Below are 22,231 nucleotides of genomic sequence, written 5' to 3'. Positions count from 1 at the left end.
ACAAAATAAGAACATGTATTCTTGACACATGCCTGTACATCACCCTCTTCTTGGCCGCCGCAGCCATCAGGTCGGCCCTTGTGTGACCCTGTGGAAACAGGCGCAGCTGGCCTATGGGCGCGCCCATGAACTGTGTGGCCGCGCCCGGCGTACACTGGCGTTGCAAGTGGCTGCTCAGGTTGCGCAAGGGGGCGGTCCGGTGCTGTGGATTGCGCCTGACTGGTGCAGTGATCCCTTGCATGGGCCGGGTATGATTGGCCTGCTGGCGCCGCAAGATGTCATCTTTGTCAGTCCCAAACGCGCCGAAGATCTGCTTTGGGCAACAGAAGAAGCCCTGCGGAGTGGGGCAGTTTCGGTTGTCGTGGCCGATCTGCCCGAACCGCCGCCACTGACCCCGGTACGCCGGTTGCATCTTGCGGCTGAAACGGGGGGCACCCTTAGCGGGCGTGCACCGCTGGCCTTGCTGTTGACACCGGGGCAGGGCGGCGCGCCGGGTGTGGAAACACGCTGGTCCCTAGAGCCTGCCCACCAGCCGGGGCGCGATCGTTGGCATCTGACACGATTGCGGGCGCGGATGGCGCCTCCATGCGAATGGTGGCTTGAGGAAAATGACCTGCACCCAATGAAGGCAGATGCACTGGCTGCTGAATAAGCCCGGCACAAGCCAAATTGCGTCCGAAAACGACAGTCGGCGTCGACTATGACCGGGACATCGGAAGGCGTGCGTGCTTAAACCGCTTCATGCGTATGATGCTATCTTTTGCGGCCCTTTTCCTATCGGTGATTTTGCTTCAGCTTTCTTCGGGTGGGGTTGGACCGCTGGATGCGCTGTCGGGCTTTGTCCTGAATTTCACGACAGCCCAAATCGGCCTGCTGGGTTCGGCGCATTTCCTTGGGTTTTTTGCGGGTTGCTGGTGGGCGCCGCGCCTGATGGGATCGGTTGGCCATTCAAGGGCGTTTGCTGCGTTCACCTCGTTGGGAACAATCGGTATTCTGGGGCATATTCTGATTGAGAACCCCTATGCTTGGGCTGCGCTTCGGGTGGCGCAGGGCCTGTGTATTGCCGGATGCTACACGGTGGTCGAAGCATGGTTGCAGGCAAAGGTCACAAATGAAACCAGAGGCCGCGCCATGGGGGCGTACCGTGTCGCAGACATGGGCGCATCGCTTGTGGCGCAGCTTATGATCTCGGTACTGGAGCCTGCGCATTATGCGTCTTACACGCTCTTGGCGCTTTTGTGCGCAGCCGCACTGTTGCCAATCACCCTGACGCAGGCACGCCAGCCCGAAACGCCGGCTGCCCCGCGTTTGCAGCCAGCGCTGGCTTGGGCACGATCCCCTCTGGCGGTGGCGGGCGTGCTGGTTGCGGCGCTGTCTTCGGCCAGTTTCAGAATGGTCGGGCCAGTCTATGGTGCAGGTGTCGGATTGCAGGCAGGACAGATTGCCCTGTTCCTGTCTGCCTTTGTTGCTGGCGGTGCCTTGTCGCAAATTCCGGTCGGCTGGCTGGCTGACAAATACGACCGGCGCTGGGTTTTGATCTGGCTGTCGATCGCCGCCATTGTGAGTTCCGTATACACGGCAACCGCAGCGCAAACCGAAACGGCAGGCATTATGCTGACTGCTGCGGTCTTTGGTCTGACGACATTCCCGATTTATTCGGTCGCGGCTGCGCATGCCCACGATTTTGCTGACAGTTCGGAACGTGTGGCCCTGTCAGCGGCCTTGATGTTCTGGTACGCGACTGGCGCCATCGCGGCGCCTTGGGTTGCTTCGGTTCTGATCAACCTCTACGGCCCGCCTGCTCTGTTTGCGATGATCGCTGTCGGGCATGTGATCTTGGTCGTATTTGGCGTGGTGCGTATGCAGACCAGAGACAGCGCGGCAGAACGCACACCCTACGTCTGGGCGCCCCGTACGTCCTTTACCATTGGCCGGTTGATGGGCCGCTTCCGCGATCACGGTGATCCACGCACCCCGCGCAAGCCACCATCAGACTGAGGGGCCAGCGCTGCGGATGAAAGCGCGTCGCGCAAGACCAGCGTAACAGTAACAAAGCTGACATAGAGCAACAGATACCACGATCCCATTTTGGCAAAGCTGACCATATCGAATTCGGATTGGCCTGCATAAAGCCATGTTCCGGTGTTGGTGCCGACATTTTCGGCGATCCACAAAAAGATGGATGTCAGGAACGCGGCCAGCGGCAATGGCATCCAATAGCGGCGTTCACCAATGTGAAACCAAACCCGCGTTCGGAGGAACAAGACCAGCGTGGCGGCCATGAGGATGTATCTGGAATCCCAGATGAAATGATGCGCAAAGAAATTGATGTAGATCGCAACAGCCAAAACCACGGTGGCCCAGAATGGCGGGTAGGGGGCAAAACGCATGTCGAAAATGCGGATCACCCGCGCCATGTAACTTCCGACGGCAGCGTACATGAAACCTGAAAACAGCGGCACACCCCACAGCTTTAACAAGGCAGGTTCAGGATAGGCCCAACTTCCTGCATTGACCTTGAAGAGCTCCATTGCGGTACCGGTCAGATGGAAAAGCAGGATGACTTTGGCTTCCTGCAGGGTTTCGAGGCGAAAAAACAAAAATGCGGCCTGTAGTCCCACCGCCCAGATCACCAATCCGTCGTATCGGGCAAGCGGCCATTTGTCCTGCCAGATCTGATCGGACACGATCAGGCCGATCAGCATCAAGAAGCCGAACAGGCAGGCCCACCCCTGTTTGAGTGTGAACATCACAAGTTCAGCGGCCCAAAGCGGAAGCCGCGCGCGCATCGCGTCGCCCAAACGGCGCTCGATGCTCTGGGTGGTCGTCGTCTGTTTCATGGCATCATATGTCAGGCTCCCTGACAGGTAATCCAGTCAGGAAATCCGGGTTTATGCCTATTTCAGATGGTCCACGATCATAAGGCGCTGCGCCAAAGTCTGGATCTCGCTCATCCAGTTCTGGATCAGTTTTGGGTCAGACGGTGCCGCCGTCACCCCGGCGGGGACAGCCCGGTTCATCACGGATTCAATGGCCAGCGAAACAGGGATCGAAACAAGCCGCGCCATGGCCGTGCCCCGTTCATCACCCCAGGCATCCATCACATAGCTTTGATGCCAGACGGGCACGCCATCTCGCTCTGCCTTGAATGACACACACAGCACAACGCGATCCGGCTCGCCTTCGTCATAGGCGTTTTCCAGCAAAAGCTGGTCTGCGATTTCCTGAAGTCTTTCGTCGCTGGCGCTGCCCGCTTCGGCAAAAATGTCGGCCCATGCATCGGCCCAACCGTTCAAGCGCAGGGTGCCTCGGACGAAGTCCTTGACTGGCCAAGCCGGATCAAACCCGTATTCCTCCATGAAAGGCAGGCTGTCCCGGTTCGGATAGACTTCGAAGGTCTCTGGCGGGTCAAGCGGTGCATCATAGCGCCCCAGCGCATCCCATGGCCGGTTGACGTTCAGTTCTGAAAAATGACGGATCGAACGAGAAGGTGAGCGCAGCGCCTTGAGGACACCGACAGGTGCCCAGCTGAATTTATAGCGGAAGGCATTGGGGATCTTGGGAACGCCGCCGCAATACGACGTAAAGCTGATTGCATTGCCAGCGTCGTAAGAGCCGTCGTCGCGATAAGCGGCCACCAGATGATGCGCCATCAGATGGTCGATGCCGGGATCGAGGCCCACTTCGTTCACCAAGCGGACATCGGCATTTTTGGCTGCGGTGTCCAGCGCCCTCATCTCAGGGGCGATATAGCTGGAGGAAACGAAGTCTGCGCCGTTTTCGATGGCCATTTCGGCCAGTGGAACATGCCAGTCGCCGGGTAGCATTGATACCACGACATCGCCGGGCTTTGTCGCCTCGCGCAGCGTGTCCATGTCAAAGGTTCGAATGTCTGAGGTCAGATCGCCAACGGCCTCGCGGGCTTTTGCTTCGGTCCGGTTCCAGACCACAACGGGGTGCCCCGCCTCGATTAGCCTGCGCAGGCCGGGGATCGAAGACAAACCTGTTCCGCACCAGTGAATAGCCATCAGTTCGCTCCTGCATTCAATTGAGAGACATGGGTTTCGAATATCTGGTGCGCACGGCCCCAAACGCCGGATTGAAGAGAACCCAGTGTCTTTAGATGGGGCAACAGTTGCCCCGCGAAATCTTCTGAGCTTTCAAGCGGCAACAATGACGGCAGGTTGTCGATTGCCATCACATCCAAGGGTGGCTGCTCATGGACCCGAATGACCGGTTCGGCCCATGTGGTCGCACGGTCATAAACCGGAACAGGGTTGTAGGCACTGTCCGGATCACAGGCGATGTCGCCGATCACTCGGAGGTTTCGGTGCGCTGATTCTGATCCTTTGGGGACAAACACGGGGCATCCCGGCTGGGCCAGAATGCAGTTAAAAAACAGTTCGTGCTGCAGGATTTCAGGAAAGGGGCCACCATGCGCCGTTTCCTGCATGTCCCAACCCGTCACAGAAACACCCATCTGGCGGCACAAATCGGCTGCGCCTGTACCAACGCGGCCCAGAGCCCCGATAACCAGAGCCGTGGGTGCGGCCTGTCCGGTTTTTTGCATCTCGTTCGATAACTGGGTGCACATGGCCTTGGCGTCGGGCCAGGTGCTCATTGCCGGACAGGTTTGGCCTTGCGTCTGCGCAGCCCAACCAAACAGCGAAACCGCAGCCCCCGCATAACCTGCCCAATACCCAAAAGCGGCGACGCGGCGCCCGCTTTCATCAACGAGATATTCCAGGTCATAGAGCGTTCCGCCGCCCTCACGAAAACGCGCCAACAACTTTTGGCCCGCCGATTGGCCTTTGTAGGCGTGGCCAAACATTATGTGCCGATGTCTGAGGGGCGATCCGTCGTCGGGCAGTTCCTTAAGGCCAAAGACTATCGCGTCCAAAGGCGCATCACGCCATGAACCTTCGGCTGCGATCTCAGCGCCCGCCGCTTTGAACCCGTCAATGCCAATGATGCGCGACGGGCTTTCTTCGACTGTCACCTGCAGGCCAGCATCGATCAACTGCGCGACACCCTGCGGTGTCACGCCGACCCGTTGTTCGTTGTCGCGGCACTCTGCGCGCACCCAAAGATGTGTCGTCGGCATCGTCATTGTGGCTCCCTCATCTCGCGCGAGGCTAGCGCGGGTTTGCCGGCAGTTAAAGATGGCTTCTTGCGTGCTGCCTTTCGGGGGTGTCCAGATGGGGCAGCGCGTTGAATTGCGTCAGGGCAAGGCCGGTGCTGAGCGGCTGAATGCGGTGCATCGAGGTGTTCTCGATGGCAAGGCACGCATGCGCCATGGCGCGAATATCCAGCCCCATCACAATGCGCATGGCCATTCCGATGAAACCGCCCGAAGTCACCACGAGCGCGCGTCCCTGACCGGCGGCGATCTCTTCAACAACCGCCCGCGTCCGCGCCTCAAAGGCGTCGAATGTCTCGGGTGTTCCTTCGATCCGTCCGTCCTTCCAATACCCGAACAGCGTCGGCAGATGTTCCACAAAACCTTCGCGGTCTGTCGGAACTGCGATGCCATGCTGCTGATGCATCAGGCTGGCCAATGTGAAGTATTCCAATTCGTTCAGTCGGGCATCGCGAACCGGGTCTGCGGCGCATTTGGCGTTTATGCCTTCGGCTGTTTCCACATGTCGCCGCAGCGTGCCGGAGTAAACGCGCGCAAAGACTTCGCCGCTATGATCAAGCCAGCCCCCGAGCCAACGGGCCTGTTGCCAGCCCAAATCGCTTAGCCGGTCATAGCTGTCTTCATCACGGGCAGATGAATTGGCCTGACCATGCCTGACGAAAGTGACGAATGACATACGCGATCCTCCTGCCCACGCTCATATACGGGACAAACGAGGATGAAAACGAGGCGCTTCGGAAAACGCCCCGATTGCTGTCAGCCTGCGTTCATACGCTCAACGTAGCTGCGCATTTCTTCGGCTTCCTGACGGGCTTCGCGCAGGCCTTCCATCGCGGCAGAGAGTTCCGCTTCGGTCTGGGCAAGCTGGTTTGTCAGTTCGGCTTCGCGTTGCTGCAGATAGGTGATCGCCTGATCGCGAGTTTCCTCGGCTTCGTGCAGTTCCTGACTCATACGTTCGAGCTGATCGACATCAGCCTGACTGATGCGCCGAAAACGATGAACCAACCAATGCGCGAACCAGCCCAGGCAGAACGCCACAAACAAGATGATTGCCGTGGCAAAGATGAATTCCGTTCTATTCATTGCCTGTCCCTTCTGCCGCGGCGTCTTCATCGGCGCCGGTTTGTTGTTCAACCTGTTCGAGGGTTGTTGTGACTTCTTCGATCGGATCGGGTTTCAGAAGCTTGAATTCGATCCGGCGGTTGGCCTCACGACCTTCTTCGCTGTCGTTGTCTGCAATTGGCTCTGCCTCGCCGAAACCGACGGCTGTGTATGCCTTTACCGGAACGAGCCGGCCGCGCAGTGCGTCCAAGACCGACTGGGCGCGCTGCTGGCTGAGCTGCTGGTTCATGCTTTCGCGGCCCTGACTGTCAGTGTGCCCGGCGATCTGAAGAGGGATGTCGCCGCACTTCTTGAGAAGCTCGGCCAGTTCGTCCAGAATATCCTTGGCCGATGCGTCCAGCGTTGCGGAACCGGGTTCAAAGGTGATCTTGCGGTCCCCGATGACTTCGGTGATCTGCGCTTCGCATTCTTCCGGCGTTGGCAGGCCCAGCGTTTCATCAAGCTTCTTCTCATAGGCAACGTTGATATCGAAGGTTGCCTCGTCTCCCAGTTTTTCACTGAGCAAGGCTGCGATCTCGGCAGGTGCCTCCTGCCGTCCGGATTTTCCCGAAATGGTGATCGTTTCTGCGGTTACGGTCACCGCGCCGTTGCCCAGCATCGACAAGGCCTCCAGCCCCGCCAGCGCCCGGACAGACCAGTCGCTTGGCAGGTCTTCATCAACACGCGCAGCAGTGTAGACATTGCCAGAGCCAAATGCGGCACGGGCAAAACTGTCAGCGGTCTGGCGCGACACTTCGCTGCCCAGTTTGCCGCGGATTTGCACGGCGCCTTCGGGTGAACGGGTGGCCGTGAATTCCGCAGGGCCATCTTCGCTGACTTCGGGCGGCTTGGGCAAAACGGCGTTCAGCGCGAAAACCTCGGGAAGCCCTGCTTCCAGCTCGCCAATGACCCGGTCAAAGATCGCTGGTGACGTGCCCTCAAGCGCGACCAGCTGAATGTCCGCGTTGTTGAAGGTCAAATCACCGCCGCCAAGTTCGGCCAGCTTGGAAATCGACAGTTCGGCCGCATCCGCCCATCTGCGCGATGGCACGCCCAGACCCAGCATACAGGTTGCCTTGCCTTCGAGGCCTGCCTGTGACGCGGCACGCAGAATACGGTCGCGGGTCTGTTCGGTGTCAGCGCTACAGCTGTCAAAGCGCGCGCCGCTTTCATCAATCACGAACCGAAGAGTATAGGGCGTGATGACCGGACGCGGGGCGGACACTTCAACCGCCAACACAAGATTGTCGGGCGCACGGCGCGCCAGAGATGTTTCGAGCCGCTGTTTTGCTTCCGGGCTGTCAGTCATAGCCTTGATTGCGACCCTGCCGGCCTCAACCGAAATTTTGGAACGGGGCAAATCGCTCAAGGCGGACGACGCATAGCTGAGCGCGCGTTCCCACCCTTCGGGCGCAGGGAAGTCCGCTGCCTCGAGCAGGTCGGATACTTCGCCGTCTCCTGCGAGATCATTGAAACGTTCAACCAGAGCTTCGCGATCAGAAGAGCTTGGGATCAGGCCGATCACGGAAATCCGGCTCTCGTTGCGCAGGATTTCCAAAGAAAACCGAGGTGGAGCAAGCCCTTCGCTTTCTTCGATAAGCATTTGATCGATCACACGGGCTGCATCGACAACACGACCAGCTGTGCTGAGTGCCTGAAACCGACGTGCTTCGTCTGGCGCGGTCCCGATCAGAAACACCTGAAGACCATTGGTATCGACCTCGGCCCATGTCAGACCTTCCCGGTCCAGCTCGTTTAGCACCTCGGACTCAGAGGCCGACTCGATCATCTGCACGGAAAAATACGCGGTAACCAGGCTGATGAGCCCTCCGCAAACAAAGGCTCCGGCTACAATAAAAAGTGCAGATAGGCGCATACAGCGGCTCTCTCATGGTTATGATGCCTGCCGACATAGTCGGGCTTTGACGTGGGTGCAATCAAGCGAAAAGCGCTGCGGCGAAAAACAGCACAGGAATCAGGCCTGCGTCGCGGTTGGATCGGAACAGTGAAAGCAGCCTGTCGGTGTCATCAAGTTTAAGGCGGCGCAGTTGCCAGAGCATATGCCAGCCCATGGCCCAAGGCCCGCACAACAAAACCACCATCTGCAAGATTTCGCCGTCTGGCGCGGCAGCAACGATAGCGATTCCCATGATGGCCACAGTCGCGACCAGGAACCGGGCCAACCACTTCGGAGTGTCTTTGTCGCCAAACAGGCGCGCGGTGCTTTTGACGCCGATCAGGGCGTCGTCCTCTTTGTCCTGATGGGCGTAGATCGTGTCGTAGAAGAGCGTCCAAGCCATGCCTGCCAGATAGAGGACCACCGCAGGCGCTTCGAGCCGCCCCGAATGTGCGGTCCACGCCAGCAGCGCACCCCAGTTGAAGGCGATCCCCAAGAAGGCCTGCGGCCACCATGTGAACCGTTTGGCAAAGGGATAGATCGCAACAGGAACCAAAGCGATTACACCGAGCGCAATCGCCATCGGCGGGAACGTGATCAGAATACAAAGCGAGATCAGGCATTGGATGGCGGCCCAGACCAGGGCCTGTTTGACAGTGACCTGACCGGAAGGAATGGGGCGCGACGCAGTGCGCGCAACGGATCCATCAAACTCGCGGTCGGTGATATCATTCCAGGTACACCCTGCGCCGCGCATCAAAAAAGCGCCAATGCCGCAGCCGACAAAAATCCACGCGTCAAACCAGCCGACCTGTCCGTTGTTGACCATGGACAGCAGCAAGCCCCACCAGCACGGGAGCAACAGCAGCCATGTCCCGATCGGACGGTCTGCGCGGCTCAGTCGAAGATAAGGTCGCGTCCATTCCGGGGCGAGCGTGTCGACCCAGTTGCCTTTGACGGCATCTGCCACCATTCCGGCCTCTTGCTCTGGCGTGTCATCGCGCTCGGTCATATGTAGGTATCCATGAAAGCAAAGGTCCGCCTCTATGTAGATCACCCTTTGGGTGAGGGACAACCGGTCCCGCTGACGCGGGAGCAGGCCCATTATCTTTTTGGCGTCATGCGTCTTGCCGTCGGGGATGCCGTTGCCTTGATCAATGGACGCGATGGTGAATGGCAGGCTGATATTGCCGAGGCCGCCAAAAAGGGCGGAGTGTTGCTATGCACGTTTCAAAGCGCAGCTTTGCAAATGCCGCCCGATATCTGGCTGTGTTTTGCGCCGATCAAAAAGGCGCGCACAGACTTTGTCATTGAAAAAGCGGTGGAACTGGGCGCGCGGCGCATCTTGCCTGTGCAAACGCAGTACACAAATGCAGGGCAGGGACGCCGTGATCGAATGCAAGCCCATGCGACCGAAGCGGCTGAACAGTGCGGCGCAACCTATGTGCCCACCGTTGATCCGATTGTACCGCTTGCACAACTCCTGTCCGGATGGAACCCGGATCGCACACTGATCTTTTGTGACGAGGCTGAGGCCGGATCTGTTGATGCCAGCCGTCTTTACCCACCGGCCCCGGCTGCTCTGCTCATTGGTCCGGAAGGCGGGTTTTCCCCCAGCGAACGCGATCAGTTGCGGTCTTGCCCGTTCACAAAAACCATTGGGCTTGGGCCGCGGATCTTGAGGGCTGACACTGCTGCGGTATCGGCATTGACCCTTTGGCAGGCCGCGCAAGGGGATTGGATATGATCCGAAAAGCCACCGACGCTGACATTCCTGCGCTGAGCGCGTTCTTTGACGCGCACATCGAAAGTTCGATGTTTTTGCAGAGCAATCTTATGGCGCATGGGATCGGCAATACGGATCACCAACACGGAACCACCTATTTTCTGCGTGAAAACGGCGACGGCATCGCGGCGGTTCTGGGCGCAACAAATGGCGGGATGCTGATGTGCCAAATGCCTGGATTGACCAAGATTGAGGCAGAGGCCTGGGCCTATGCCCTTCAGGGTTTCACCTTGAACGGCATGACCGGCGACGCCGATCAGGTTGCACTGTTTCTTGACGCCTTGCCGCTTGACGGCGCGGATTGGCAAATAAACGCCGACCAGCCGCTGTTTTCATGTGAAATCGCCGCGTTGGATGCCTGTGACGCCCGAATTCGCGCTGTGACCGAGCAAGATGCTGCGTTGCTGAGCGAATGGATTCCCCAGTATTTGACTGACAGCGGTCTGGCTGTGGACCCGGTCGACCCCTCCGTCGTCACCGCGCATGTGAACGGGATCCTGTCCAAAGGAACATCCGTTGTCCTGCTCGATGGTCCTGACCCCGTGGCGCTGTCCGGCCTGAATGCGATGGCCGGGCGGGCTGTTCAGGTCGGCGGTGTCTTTGTGCCTCGTGAACGCAGAGGGCAGGGGTTTGCGGGCGCAGTCGTGGCCGGGCATTTGGCAAGTCTCGCCAGCCAGGGCTACGAAATGGCGATCCTGTTTGCGGCCTCAGATGTAGCTGCCAGCGCTTATAAAAGGATCGGGTTTCAGCCGATTGGTGCCTACCGGGTTGCGCTATTGTCCCAGCCTGTAACCTTGGGGGTTCCCGCATGATCCGACCCGAAGCACAGGCCCAGCTCGCGCGCTGGCGCGAGGCAATCATTGGCGCCGGTCTTATTCTGCTGGGCGCTTATTGGGCGTTTTTCACCGGTGGTGGATTGCTGCATTGGATTGGCTACGGGCTGATCGGTATTGGCGGCATTCTGGTCGTTGCCGGATTTCAAAGGGCGAGGTTTCGGTCCGGTCAGGCGGGGCCGGGCATGGTGCAGGTCGTCGAAGGGCGCATCACCTATTTTGGCCCGCTTACCGGCGGCGTCGCGGACATCAAGAGTCTGTCGGCGCTTACGCTGGATCCAACCGCGGAACCGCCCCATTGGCTTTTGCAACAACCGGGCCAGCCCGCTTTGGCCATACCGCTGGGCGCTGCCGGGGGCGATGCGTTGTTCGATGCTTTCGCGAGCCTTCCCGGGATCCGCACCGAATACATGCTGCGCCAGATGAGCCAACTGCCTGCTGGTCCCGTTGTGATTTGGCGCGCATCGGATGTGCACCAAAGCATAGGCAAGCCAACCCGGCTGCATTGACACCTGCGCCATTTGTCACCATGCCTTGGGCCAGTGGCACGACGCCTCAATCCTGTGACCTGACGGAGCAGCCCCATGTCCATACCTCAATCCGGCGGCGGGCCGATCGAACGGCACGAACAACTGGCTGAATACTTGGCTGAAGGCTGCAAACCGCGCCAAGACTGGCGCATTGGCACCGAGCACGAGAAATTCGGCTATTGCAAGGACACTCGGAAACCGCTGCCCTATGAGGGCGGGCGTTCGATTCTGGCCGTTCTGGAAGGCCTGCGTGATCGTCACGGCTGGGCGCCTGTCGAAGAGGCGGGCAAGCTGATCGGCCTTGAAAAGGACGGTGCCAATGTCAGTCTGGAACCCGGTGGCCAGCTGGAATTGTCCGGCGCGCCTCTCGAGACGATCCATCAGACCTGCGACGAAGTGAATGCGCATCTGGCGGATGTCAAAACCATCTCGGATGAAATCGGCGTTGGATGGATCGGGTTGGGGGCGGCTCCGATCTGGTCACACGAAGACATGCCGTTGATGCCCAAGGGCCGGTACAAGCTGATGGACGGCTACATGCAGAAAGTCGGCACGTCCGGCACCACCATGATGCGCCGCACCTGCACAGTTCAGGTCAACCTCGATTTTTCATCCGAGGCAGACATGGTTCAAAAGATGCGCGTGGCACTGGCCCTGCAGCCGGTGGCAACCGCTCTCTTTGCGAATTCACCCTTCTTTGAAGGCAAACCCAATGGCCACAAAAGCTGGCGCAGCCGGGTTTGGCGCCACCTTGATGATGCGCGCACCGGCATGTTGCCATTTGTATTTGACGAAGGGTTCGGTTTCGAGGCCTGGGTGCAATACGCGCTCGATGTTCCGATGTATTTTGTCTACCGTGATGGCCAGTACATCAACGCGCTGGGCATGTCTTTCCGTGATTTCCTCAAGGGCGAATTGCCCGCCTTGCCGGGCGAAACGCCCACCTTGTCAGACTGGGCCGATCATCTCACTACGGTCTTCCCGGAAGCACGGGTGAAAAAGTTCATCGAAATGCGTGGTGCCGACGGGGGGCCTTGGCGGCGGCTTTGTGCTTTGCCTGCATTTTGGGTTGGCCTGACTTATGACCAGTCCGCTCTGGATGCGGCTTGGGATCTGGTCCGGAACTGGGATGCCGAAACCCGCGAGGCGCTGCGGGTTGCAGCCTCGGTCGATGGCCTGCAGGCCGAGGTCAACGGCGTCCGGATGCATGACATTGCCCGCGAGGCGGTGGCGATAGCGGAATCCGGGCTCAAGGCGCGCGCCTGTCCGGGGGCCGGGGGGCTGGTTCCCGATGAAACGCATTTCCTGAACGCGCTCAAGGAAAGCCTTGAGACAGGTATGGTGCCGGCAGATGAATTGCTGGAGCAGTATCACGGCGATTGGGATGGAAACCTCGATCGCATCTACGCGGACTTCAGCTATTGATCGACTGGTTCGGAACCTGCGTCATTGGTTTCTTTGTGCCCGAAATATCCCGGGGTGTTTGAGGGGCAGAGCCCCTCAACCGTTCGTGCCGGTGTCCGCGGTTTGAAAAATCTGACCTAGGTCGTGAAAAAATGCTTTGATTTTTCACCGCGCCGTGGCAGCGTGAAATTCTAGCGAAAATTTTCACGAATCCATGACTGATCAAAGCCAGACATCCAAAACACTTGGGGCAGACCTTCGCGCTTTGCGACGCGCAAGAGGGCTGACGCTTCAGTATCTGGCCGATCAGCTTGGGCGATCGGTTGGCTGGCTCAGTCAGATCGAACGAGATTTGTCAGAGCCATCGATCAATGATCTGCGTGAAATTGCGATGCTGCTCGAAGTTCCGGTCTCGGCCCTGTTCGCGCATGCACCGGCACCCGCGTCCGAAGATGGCTACGTGGTTCGGGCGGGCGCGCATCGTGCCATCGGCTCAGGATCTGCGGGACTGGTCGAGGCGCTTTTGTCCCCGGACCTGACTGATGATTTCGAAATGGTGCATTCCACCTTCGCCCCAAATTCAAGGCTGGGCAAACTGGTGACGCGTCCGACTCAAGAGGTCGCTTTTCTGATTTCGGGCCAGCTCGACATGATCATCGGCGCACGGCGGTTCACGATTGGACCGGGTGACAGTTTTCGAATTCGCGGGGAGCCCTTTGAGTGGATCAACCCTTATGACACTCCTGCCGTGGCCATCTGGGTCATTGCGCCACCAGTATATTAAGGGCCGCACATGAGTTTTGAAGCTTGGATCATTTTTGCGACTTTCTGGGCCGTCTTTGTCACAACGCCCGGGCCTAACGCTGTGAACTGCATCCAGAATGGCATGGCTTTTGGCTTTGTGCGCAGTCTGGCCGGTGTCGCTGCAATCCTGACACAGGCAGCGCTGTTTCTGGCCCTTTCGGCGCTGGGCGTGACGGCCTTGATCGCCGCATCGCCCACGGCCTTTCTTGTGGCCAAACTGATCGGTGCGGGCGTGCTGATCTATCTCGGTGTTCGGGGCTGGATACGGGCAAAGCTGCCGATCAAGGCGGATGCTCAACCTTCGGCGCAGATCTATGCGCGCGCCTTTGCCATCGCCACGATCAATCCCAAGTCGGTTGCGGGCTATCTGGCGGCCTTTTCCCAGTTCGTTCAACCCGATGTGCCAATTGGCGAACAAATGTGGGCTATCGTGCCGACGGCGCTGGCTTTGACCGCGATCAGTTACTGCGGCTACACCGCGCTGGGTACGGTTTTGGGCCGTGCTGCGTTGTCCGCCATTGCCAACACCGTCATCAGACGGGTGCTGGCTGTCTGCTTCATTCTTTATGGATTGGCGCTGGGTGCCACCGCCTTGCCACAAGGGGATGCGTCGTGAAGGGAAGCTGTCTTTGCGGCGCGGTTACCTACCGCGTTCTGGGCTCCGCGGGTGCCCCGGCTGCCTGCCATTGTACGCAATGCCGCAAGCAATCGGGACACGTCTGGGCGTCGTCCTATACGGCGGATGGCAGTTTGGAGATCACCGGTGAGGTGCGTTGGTACCAGTCATCTGCCAAAGCCCGTCGCGGCTTTTGCCCGACATGCGGGTCGGCGCTGTTCTGGGATCACACAGATGATCCGTTCATCTGTTTTTCGACCGGCTCCATCGATGGGCCCACCGGGCTGAGCCTGCGCGGACACATCCATACGCAGACCAAGGGTGACTACTACGACATCAATCCCAATGACCCACAGCGTGAAACCTGAGCCATGATCGACACGCTGTTGCATATGGATCCCGTCCTGATTGGTGCATTCCTGAGTGCCGGTCTGCTGTTGAACCTGACCCCGGGCGCTGATGTTGCCTTTGCGGTGGCGTCGGGCGCGCAGGGTGGGGCACCGGCCGGGGTTGCCGCTGCGGCCGGAATTACGCTGGGAAGTCTGTGCCATACGTGCCTTGCGGCGTTTGGTCTGGCGGCCGTGCTGGCCGCGCAACCTGCTGCCTATGACGTGATACGCTGGGCGGGGGCGGTCTATCTGCTCTGGCTGGCGTGGCGCGCGTGGCAATCAGCGCAAATGCAGACTGGTGCGACCGATGTGAAAACGGCGGTCAGTTGGTCACTGCGCGGCGCCTTTCTGCGCGGGACTTTGACCAATCTGCTCAATCCAAAGGTTGCGCTGTTTCAACTCGCCTTTCTGCCCCAGTTTGCTGACCCGATGTCAGGGCCGATCTGGCAGCAGATGGTTCTGCTCGGCCTGCTGTTTGCCTTGACCGGGTTCTTTGTCACTGCCGCTTATGGCGCATTGGCTGGCCGTTTTGCGGCGGCCCTGCGCCAAAGGGGTGCCGCCCTCAACCGCCTATGCGCGATCGTCTTTGCCGGGCTTGCCGCCCGTCTCGCTCTTTCTTGAAAGGAAACGCCATGTCCGATTCTGCAACGTTCCCGACAACGGCCCGTGTGGTCATCATTGGCGGCGGTGCCGTCGGCGCCTCATGCGCCTACCATATCGCCAAAGCGGGCTGGGACGTGGTGCTGTTGGAAAAAAACGAACTGACAGCCGGCTCCACCTGGCACGCGGCTGGCAACTGCCCGTCGTTCAGCACCTCTTGGGCCGTGATGAACATGCAGCGCTATTCGCTGGAACTGTACCGGACCTTGGCCGATGAGGTCGACTACCCGATGAACTACCATGTCACCGGGTCGATCCGTCTGGCGCATTCCAAAGAACGCATGATGGAGTTTGAGCGGGCCTGTTCGATGGGCAATTATCAGGGGCTGACCCTGAACATGATGACCAACGATGAGATGAAGGCGATGTATCCCTTCCTCGAAACCCATGATCTGGAGGGCGGCATGTACGATCCAGATGATGGTGACATCGACCCGGCACAGCTGACACAGGCCTTGGCCAAAGGGGCTCGCATGGCCGGCGCCAAGATTGAGCGTTTTTGCCCGGCGACTGGCGTCAGTCGCGAAAACGGTGAATGGATCGTGCACACGCCCAAGGGTGACATCCGCTGTGAAAAGGTCGTCAACGCAGCGGGATACTATGCGCAGCGCGTCGGTGAGTGGTTCAAACCCTACGGCGGTCGCACCGTGCCAATGGCCACTATGTCCCACCAGTATTTCCTGACCGAAGAAATCCCGGCGATCAAGGAATGGTGTGAGAGCACAGGCAATCGCAAACTGCCGCTTCTGCGGGACGTAGACAGCTCCTACTACCTGCGGCAGGAAAAATACGGTCTGAACCTCGGCCCCTATGAGCGCAACTGCAAAGGACATTGGATGACTCCGGATGATCCCATGCCCGAGGATTTCAGCTTTCAGCTTTATCCGGACGATCTGGACCGGCTCGAATGGTACATCGAGGACGCCATGGCGCGCGTGCCGCTCTTGGGTGAAGGCGGTGTCGGCCGCAATATCAACGGCCCCATCCCCTATGCGCCCGATGGCCTGCCATTGATCGGGCCCATGCCCGGCGTGCCGAATGCCTACGAGGCTTGCGTGTTCACCTTTGGCATCACGCAGGGCGGCGGCGCTGGTAAGGTTCTGGCCGAATGGGTGACAGAAGGTCAGACTGAATGGGACATGTGGGCCGTCGATCCACGCCGTTACACCGACTACACCGATCAGGATTACTGCGACAAGAAAGCCATGGAGGTCTACGGCCACGAATACGCCATGCATTTCCCTTGGCACGAATGGCCCGCAGCCCGCGACAAGAAGCTGTCCCCGGCCCATGATCGCGTCAAAGAGCTGGGCGGTGTCATGGGCGCCTACAATGGCTGGGAACGGGCCAACTGGTTTGCTCAAGAGGGTGACGATACCTCCGAAGAGAGCACGCACACCTGGGACCGGTCCGGTCCATGGGAGCCGCGTATTCGCGAAGAATGCGAAGCCGTGCGCGACGCGGCGGGCATCCTCGATCTGCCGGGTTTCTCGCGCTACCGTCTGCAGGGAGAGGGCGCGGCCGAATTCCTGCGTGGTCTGTGTACAGGCGGGATCCCCAAGGTGGGCCGCATCGGTCTGCTCTACTTTGCCGACGATCGCGGTCGGATCGTGACCGAGATGTCAGCCATGCGGCTGGACGAAGATTTCTTCTTCCTGATCACGGCCGCCACCGCCCAATGGCACGATCTGGAGTGGCTGCAAAAGCATATGCCATCCGATGCAGGCTTTACGCTTACCGATGTGACCCGCGAATTTTCCTGCCAGATCCTCGCAGGGCCCAAGTCGCGGGACATTCTGGCCGGTTTGACTGAGGCTGATCTTTCGCAGCCTTGGCTGACCCATCAATCCGCGCAACTGGGCGACACTTGGGTCCAGCTTGTCCGCGTGTCCTTTGCGGGTGAATTGGGTTGGGAAGTGCATTCCAAAATTGAGGACACTGCCGCTGTCTATGACATGCTGTTGGAGGCGGGTCAGCCCCATGGTCTGAAACCCTTTGGCATGTATGCCCTCAACAGCCTGCGGATCGAGAAAGGCTATCGCGCCTGGAAAGGGGACCTTTCTACCGATTACACCTTGTTCGAGGGCGGTCTGGATCGGTTTGTCAAACTCGACAAACCACAGGATTTCCCGGGCAAGGCAGCGCTTCTGTCCGAAAAACAAAAGGGCAGTGCAAAGCGGTTTGTCACCTTGCTGGTCGAGGCGGGTGACTGCGATGCGCCCTATATGTCGACGCTTTGGCATGGCGATGATGTTGTCGGCGAGACAACCTCGGGTGCTTGGGGCTACCGTATTGGCGCCTCGGTGGCGCTTGGCATGGTGCGGTCCGATCTGGCCGAGCCGGGAACCGAATTGCAGGTGAACATCTACGGCCAGATGTGCCGCGCCGTTGTTCAGGAAGACCGCCCGCTTTGGGATCCGGAAAACGAGCGGTTGCGTGCATGAGATCGGGCGACGTGACAAGCCTTGCGCGATTTGACATCAGCGGCACCGGGCGCAGCAGTATGCGCCCGGTTGCAGGAGATATTAGATGACCGAGATAACCCTTCTTGACGGCGGCATGGGTCAGGAACTGATCCGCCGTTCCGGCAAACCCGCGGCACCGCTTTGGTCCACGCAGGTCATGATCGACATGCCCGGTTTGGTGGCCGAGGTGCACGGTGACTACGCCGATGCTGGTGCGACGGTCGCGACCACCAACAGCTATGCCATTCACCGAGACCGGCTGCGCGGCGGCGACAGCAATCACTACGCGTCCGAAGGTCAGCAGATGCCGGATCGCGAACATCAATTCGAGGCGCTGCACGGCGCGGCACTGGCCGAAGCCCAGTCTGTGAAAAACCGCTCGCGCGTTGCAGGCTCAGTTGGGCCGCTTGGCGCCAGCTACCGATCCGACATTCACCCCGGTTTTAATGCTGCAAAGCCGCTCTACGCCGAAGTTGCAAAAATTCTGGCGCCGCAGGTGGATCTCTTGCTCTTTGAAACCATCGCATCGCTTGATGCCGCACGCGCCTGCCTCGAAGCCGGTCGCCAGACCGATCGTCCGGTTTGGCTGGCTTTCACGGTGGATGACGAGGATGGCAGCTTTTTGCGATCAGGTGAGCCGGTTTCGGAGGCTGCAATAATCGCGGCAGATGCGGACGCTGTTCTGGCAAACTGCTCTGCGCCCGAAGCGATGCCCGCCGCGCTGGATGCCCTTTCAAAAACCGGACGTCCCATTGGCGCTTACGGCAATGCCTTCACGATGATCACGAAAAACTTTCTTGAAGGCGGCACAACCGCGGCTGATCTGCAGGCGCGCGAGGATATGACCCCGCAAACCTATGCGGACCATGCCATGAACTGGGTTGAAATGGGGGCAACCATTGTTGGCGGCTGTTGCGAAACAGGGCCGGCCCATATCGCTGAAATCGCATCCCGGCTGCGCGCATCCGGGTACGCCATCGTCTGAACCATGTTTCTTTGTGCCTGAAATATCCCGGGGTGTTTGAGGGGCAGAGCCCCTCAACCGGTCGGATTGCAAAGCAATCCGAAACAGCTCGCTCTTGAAGGAGACCGCGAATGACCAATCTGCCGACCAAAGCCCGCGCCGTTATCATTGGAGGTGGCGTCATTGGCTGTTCTGTTGCGTATCATCTGACCAAATTGGGTTGGAAGGATGTCGTTCTTCTGGAACGCAAACAGCTGACGTCCGGAACGACATGGCATGCGGCAGGGCTGATCGCACAACTGCGGGCTACGGCCAACATGACCAAGCTCGCGAAATACAGCCAGGAGCTCTATGGCCAGCTCGAAGAAGAAACGGGAATGGCCACAGGGTTCAAGCGGGTCGGCTCGATCACCGTTGCCCTGACCGAAGAGAGAGATGAAGAGTTGCGGCGCTCGGCGGCGATGGCGCGTGCTTTCGGGGTCGAGATCGATGAGATTGGCCGTGATGAGATCAGCGCGAAGTACCCGCACTTGAACATCGACGATGTAATCGGCGGTGTTTACTTACCAAAGGATGGTCAGGGCGATCCGGGCAATATTGCGCGGGCTCTGGCCAAAGGCGCGCGCCAGAAAGGCGCGGTGGTGGCGGAATACACCGCCGTGACAGGTGTCCAGCGCACAGGGCGGCGCATCACTGCGGTGAACTACCAATCGGCCAACGGCGAGCAAGGCAGCATAGCCTGCGAGGCCGTGATAAATTGCGCCGGAATGTGGGGCCGGGATGTGGGAGCAATGCTCGGCACGTCAGTGCCGCTTCAGGCCTGTGAGCATTTCTACATTGTCTCCGAGCCGATTGCAGGGCTGGAACAATTGCCGGTCCTGCGCGTGCCGGATGAATGCGCCTACTACAAGGAAGATGCAGGCAAGATCATGCTTGGCGCTTTCGAGCCGGTCTCGAAACCCTGGGGGCCTATTCCGGGTGACTTCGAGTTTGATCAGTTGCCCGAGGACTTTGATCATTTTGAGCCAATACTCGAGGCCGCCGTAAACCGGATGCCGATGTTGGCAGAGGCGGGTATTCATACGTTCTTCAATGGTCCTGAAAGCTTTACGCCGGACGATGCCTACCATTTGGGCCAGTGCCCTGAGATGGATAACGTCTGGGTCGCGGCCGGGTTCAATTCGGTTGGTATCCAATCCGCAGGTGGTGCGGGTATGGCGCTGGCGCAGTGGATGGAAGATGGCGCGCGCCCGTTTGATCTGGGTGATGTGGATATCGCGCGCATGCAGCCTTTCCAGTCCAACAAGTCCTACCTGATGGACCGCAGTACCGAAACACTGGGGCTGCTCTACGCGGATCACTTCCCGTATCGGCAAAAGGCCACGGCGCGCGGGGTCCGGCGTACGCCGTTCCATACACATCTGGCGCAAAATGGCGCGGTCTTTGGTGAACTCGCAGGCTGGGAGCGGGCAAACTGGTTTGCGAACGCAGGTCAGGATGCGGAATACCAATACAGCTGGCAGCGGCAGAACTTCTTTGAAAATGTCGCGCAGGAGCACCACGCGATCCGAAATGACGTGGGCATGTACGACATGTCTTCGTTTGGGAAACTCCGGGTCGAAGGCCCCGATGCCGAGGCGTTTTTGAACCATATTTGCGGGGCGGATCTGTCAGTTCCGGTCGGTAAGATCGTATACACGCAGTTCCTGAATACATCGGGCGGCATCGAGGCGGATGTCACCGTGACGCGCTTGTCAGAGCTGGCCTATCTGGTCGTCACGCCGGCCGCCACGCGACTGGCCGATGAAACCTGGATGCGCCGCCATCTTGGCGACCGGATGGTTATCATCACGGATGTAACGGCGTCCGAAGGCGTCCTGGCTGTCATGGGGCCGCGCGCACGGGATGTGTTGCAGGCGGTCTCGCCTGCCGATTTCTCCAACGCCGCCAATCCCTTTGGCACGGCGCAGGTCGTCGAAATCGGCATGGCGCAAGCACGTGTGCACCGGGTGTCCTATGTTGGAGAGCTGGGTTGGGAAATCTATGTCAGTGCCGACATGGCCGCGCATGTCTTCGAGGTGCTGCACGAGGCGGGCGCCAGCTTTGGGCTGAAGCTTTGCGGAATGCACATGATGGACACATGCCGGATCGAAAAGGGCTTTCGGCATTTCGGTCATGATATCACTTGCGAAGACCATGTTCTCGAGGCCGGACTTGGCTTTGCGGTCAAAACGGCCAAACCGGATTTCATTGGCCGCGATGCGGTCTTGAAGAAGCGGGAAACCGGTTTGCAGACCCGTATGGTGCAATTCCTGCTGAATGACCCCGAGCCGCTGCTCTATCACAATGAGCCGATCCTGCGGGACGGTGAGATTGTCGGGTATCTTAGCTCGGGTGCTTACGGGCACCATTTGGGCGGGGCCGTGGGGCTGGGCTATGTGCCCTGCGCAGGCGAAAGTGTTGAACAGGTTCTGGCCTCTGCCTATGAAATCGACGTCGCCGGCACAAAGGTTTCTGCCGAGGCTTCGTTGAAGCCGCTGTACGACCCCAAGTCGGATCGCGTGAAGGTCTGATCTATGGGGCCTGTCATGGCTGGGGGGGTGCCCTCCAGCCAACCAAGAGACATTCGGACCATCGCAGGCAGACAGGCTTTGGGGCGCGGGTTGCTTTTTGCACGGGCAAGTGACAAAGCAACCGGATGAGCGATGCCTACAATCCGCCCAAAGGCGACATCCCCGTTTTGCACGAAGACAGTGACCTGTTGGTGGTCGATAAGCCCGCCGGGTTGTTGTCGGTTCCCGGCAAAGGCGAGGATCTGGCGGATTGCCTTTTGACGCGCCTTGAGCAGGCTTTCCCGACGGCCCGGCTGGTCCACCGGTTGGACCGGGACACATCTGGGGTCATGATCTTTGCACTAACCGCGCATGCGCAAAAGCAGTTGGGACAACAGTTCGAGGCGCGCAAGGTCAAGAAAACCTATCTGGCGCGCGTGGCCGGACGGCTGGAGCCAAAGACCGGCACGGTAGACCTGCCACTGATCGTAGACTGGCCAAACCGCCCACGCCAGATGGTGTGCCATGAGACAGGCAAGCCTTCGATCACCGATTGGAAGGTTGTCCGCAGCTCGGACGAAGAAACGCGGGTCCGGCTGTTTCCACAGACTGGCCGCAGTCATCAGTTGCGGGTGCATATGCTGGCGCTGGGCCACCCGATCCTCGGAGATCCGTTCTATGCGCCTGAAACAGCCGCGCATTACCCACGCATGATGCTGCACGCTGAAGAGCTGCGTGTGAACCACCCGGAAAACGGGCGCGGCATGCGTTTTCGCGCCAAGCCGCCGTTCTGATCTTCAGGCGATCTGTTTTGCCACGAGCCAAGACGCCGGAAAGCTGATCACAAACCCCAGTGCTGCCGCGATGATGATTGGGGCTAACGTATCATACCCGAGCGTCAGAGCCGCGATCACCGCAGAGCCGGCGATGGTCGATCCGACAAAGATATGAACGAGAAGAAAAAGCGGCAGCATGGATGCCTCCTGTTTGTATGAGTCGCGCAGACATTAGGAGGTTGGAATGTGTTAATCTTTGATCTGGAGCAAGGTTTTGTGGTGCTTTTCCAACAGAGTGCTGAAATCAATGGGTC

The 22,231-nt window shown here is 59.2% G+C and carries 22 protein-coding genes; 14 read left to right on the top strand and 8 right to left on the bottom strand.

What is annotated here, in order from left to right; translation table 11 throughout:
• Positions 1-28: 28 nt before the first annotated feature.
• Positions 29-652: an ImuA family protein gene (locus PFY00_RS16930; protein ID WP_271433777.1), complete on the top strand. Its 624-nt coding sequence runs from the start codon at positions 29-31 to the stop codon at positions 650-652.
• Positions 653-741: 89 nt separating this feature from the next.
• Complete coding sequence (locus PFY00_RS16925) at positions 742-1,998, top strand: MFS transporter (RefSeq protein WP_271433776.1); 1,257 nt, start codon at positions 742-744, stop codon at positions 1,996-1,998.
• On the opposite strand, the gene PFY00_RS16920 is transcribed toward PFY00_RS16925, so the two are convergent.
• From PFY00_RS16920 to ubiA, 7 genes are all read right to left on the bottom strand, one after another.
• Complete coding sequence (locus PFY00_RS16920; RefSeq protein ID WP_271433775.1) at positions 1,956-2,840, bottom strand: DUF817 domain-containing protein; 885 nt, start codon at positions 2,838-2,840, stop codon at positions 1,956-1,958. The genes PFY00_RS16925 and PFY00_RS16920 overlap by 43 nt on opposite strands.
• A gap of 57 nt (positions 2,841-2,897) precedes the next feature.
• The gene (locus PFY00_RS16915) at positions 2,898-4,028 is read right to left on the bottom strand and encodes a saccharopine dehydrogenase family protein (protein WP_271433774.1); all 1,131 of its coding nucleotides are present in this window, start codon (positions 4,026-4,028) and stop codon (positions 2,898-2,900) included.
• On the bottom strand, positions 4,028-5,104 hold the full coding sequence (locus tag PFY00_RS16910) for a saccharopine dehydrogenase (protein WP_408648477.1): 1,077 nt from the start codon (positions 5,102-5,104) through the stop codon (positions 4,028-4,030). The genes PFY00_RS16915 and PFY00_RS16910 overlap by 1 nt, the downstream gene beginning before the upstream one ends.
• A 52-nt stretch (positions 5,105-5,156) precedes the next feature.
• On the bottom strand, positions 5,157-5,816 hold the full coding sequence (locus PFY00_RS16905) for a histidine phosphatase family protein (RefSeq protein WP_271433772.1): 660 nt from the start codon (positions 5,814-5,816) through the stop codon (positions 5,157-5,159).
• Between the two features lie 80 nt (positions 5,817-5,896).
• Entirely contained in the window at positions 5,897-6,223 is a 327-nt protein-coding gene (locus tag PFY00_RS16900) for a hypothetical protein (protein WP_271433771.1), read from the bottom strand.
• Positions 6,216-8,117: an OmpA family protein gene (locus PFY00_RS16895; protein ID WP_271433770.1), complete on the bottom strand. Its 1,902-nt coding sequence runs from the start codon at positions 8,115-8,117 to the stop codon at positions 6,216-6,218. Before PFY00_RS16895 ends, PFY00_RS16900 begins: the two co-directional genes overlap by 8 nt.
• A gap of 61 nt (positions 8,118-8,178) precedes the next feature.
• Entirely contained in the window at positions 8,179-9,150 is a 972-nt protein-coding gene (gene ubiA, locus PFY00_RS16890) for a 4-hydroxybenzoate octaprenyltransferase (RefSeq protein ID WP_271433769.1), read from the bottom strand.
• A 12-nt stretch (positions 9,151-9,162) separates the two neighbouring features.
• Here ubiA and PFY00_RS16885 point away from each other — a divergent pair, with 12 nt between their 5' ends.
• The 12 genes from PFY00_RS16885 to PFY00_RS16830 all read left to right on the top strand — a co-directional run bounded on the left by PFY00_RS16885 (position 9,163) and on the right by PFY00_RS16830 (position 21,935).
• Positions 9,163-9,885, top strand: coding sequence for a 16S rRNA (uracil(1498)-N(3))-methyltransferase (locus tag PFY00_RS16885; protein ID WP_271433768.1), 723 nt, complete (start codon positions 9,163-9,165; stop codon positions 9,883-9,885).
• Entirely contained in the window at positions 9,882-10,736 is an 855-nt protein-coding gene (locus tag PFY00_RS16880; protein ID WP_271433767.1) for a GNAT family N-acetyltransferase, read from the top strand. Before PFY00_RS16885 ends, PFY00_RS16880 begins: the two co-directional genes overlap by 4 nt.
• Positions 10,733-11,266, top strand: a complete 534-nt coding sequence (locus PFY00_RS16875) for a hypothetical protein (RefSeq protein ID WP_271433766.1) — start codon at positions 10,733-10,735, stop codon at positions 11,264-11,266. Before PFY00_RS16880 ends, PFY00_RS16875 begins: the two co-directional genes overlap by 4 nt.
• Positions 11,267-11,341: 75 nt before the next feature.
• Positions 11,342-12,712 (top strand): glutamate--cysteine ligase, encoded by a 1,371-nt coding sequence (locus PFY00_RS16870; RefSeq protein ID WP_271433765.1) that lies wholly within the window; start codon positions 11,342-11,344, stop codon positions 12,710-12,712.
• Positions 12,713-12,905: 193 nt separating this feature from the next.
• The gene (locus tag PFY00_RS16865) at positions 12,906-13,475 is read left to right on the top strand and encodes a helix-turn-helix domain-containing protein (RefSeq protein ID WP_271433764.1); all 570 of its coding nucleotides are present in this window, start codon (positions 12,906-12,908) and stop codon (positions 13,473-13,475) included.
• Between the two features lie 9 nt (positions 13,476-13,484).
• On the top strand, positions 13,485-14,111 hold the full coding sequence (locus tag PFY00_RS16860; protein ID WP_271433763.1) for a LysE family translocator: 627 nt from the start codon (positions 13,485-13,487) through the stop codon (positions 14,109-14,111).
• A complete protein-coding gene (locus PFY00_RS16855) occupies positions 14,108-14,479 on the top strand; it encodes a GFA family protein (protein ID WP_271433762.1) in 372 nt (123 codons plus the stop codon). The genes PFY00_RS16860 and PFY00_RS16855 overlap by 4 nt, the downstream gene beginning before the upstream one ends.
• A gap of 3 nt (positions 14,480-14,482) precedes the next feature.
• Complete coding sequence (locus PFY00_RS16850) at positions 14,483-15,121, top strand: LysE family translocator (RefSeq protein WP_271433761.1); 639 nt, start codon at positions 14,483-14,485, stop codon at positions 15,119-15,121.
• A gap of 11 nt (positions 15,122-15,132) precedes the next feature.
• Positions 15,133-17,604 carry a GcvT family protein gene (locus PFY00_RS16845; protein ID WP_271433760.1) on the top strand — a complete coding sequence of 824 codons (2,472 nt, stop codon included), beginning with the start codon at positions 15,133-15,135 and terminating at the stop codon, positions 17,602-17,604.
• Positions 17,605-17,689: 85 nt separating this feature from the next.
• Positions 17,690-18,610, top strand: coding sequence for a homocysteine S-methyltransferase family protein (locus tag PFY00_RS16840; protein ID WP_271433759.1), 921 nt, complete (start codon positions 17,690-17,692; stop codon positions 18,608-18,610).
• Positions 18,611-18,720: 110 nt separating this feature from the next.
• Positions 18,721-21,162, top strand: coding sequence for a GcvT family protein (locus PFY00_RS16835; RefSeq protein ID WP_271433758.1), 2,442 nt, complete (start codon positions 18,721-18,723; stop codon positions 21,160-21,162).
• A gap of 125 nt (positions 21,163-21,287) precedes the next feature.
• The gene (locus tag PFY00_RS16830) at positions 21,288-21,935 is read left to right on the top strand and encodes an RluA family pseudouridine synthase (RefSeq protein WP_271433757.1); all 648 of its coding nucleotides are present in this window, start codon (positions 21,288-21,290) and stop codon (positions 21,933-21,935) included.
• A gap of 3 nt (positions 21,936-21,938) precedes the next feature.
• On the opposite strand, the gene PFY00_RS16825 is transcribed toward PFY00_RS16830, so the two are convergent.
• Positions 21,939-22,115 carry a CTP synthetase gene (locus PFY00_RS16825; RefSeq protein WP_271433756.1) on the bottom strand — a complete coding sequence of 59 codons (177 nt, stop codon included), beginning with the start codon at positions 22,113-22,115 and terminating at the stop codon, positions 21,939-21,941.
• Positions 22,116-22,231: the final 116 nt, after the last annotated feature.

This window comes from Thalassococcus lentus (genome assembly GCF_028023555.1).
Lineage (GTDB): Bacteria > Pseudomonadota > Alphaproteobacteria > Rhodobacterales > Rhodobacteraceae > Thalassococcus_A > Thalassococcus_A lentus.
Note: the sequence above shows the minus strand (reverse complement) of the source record. Positions and strands in the feature narration are given on the sequence as shown.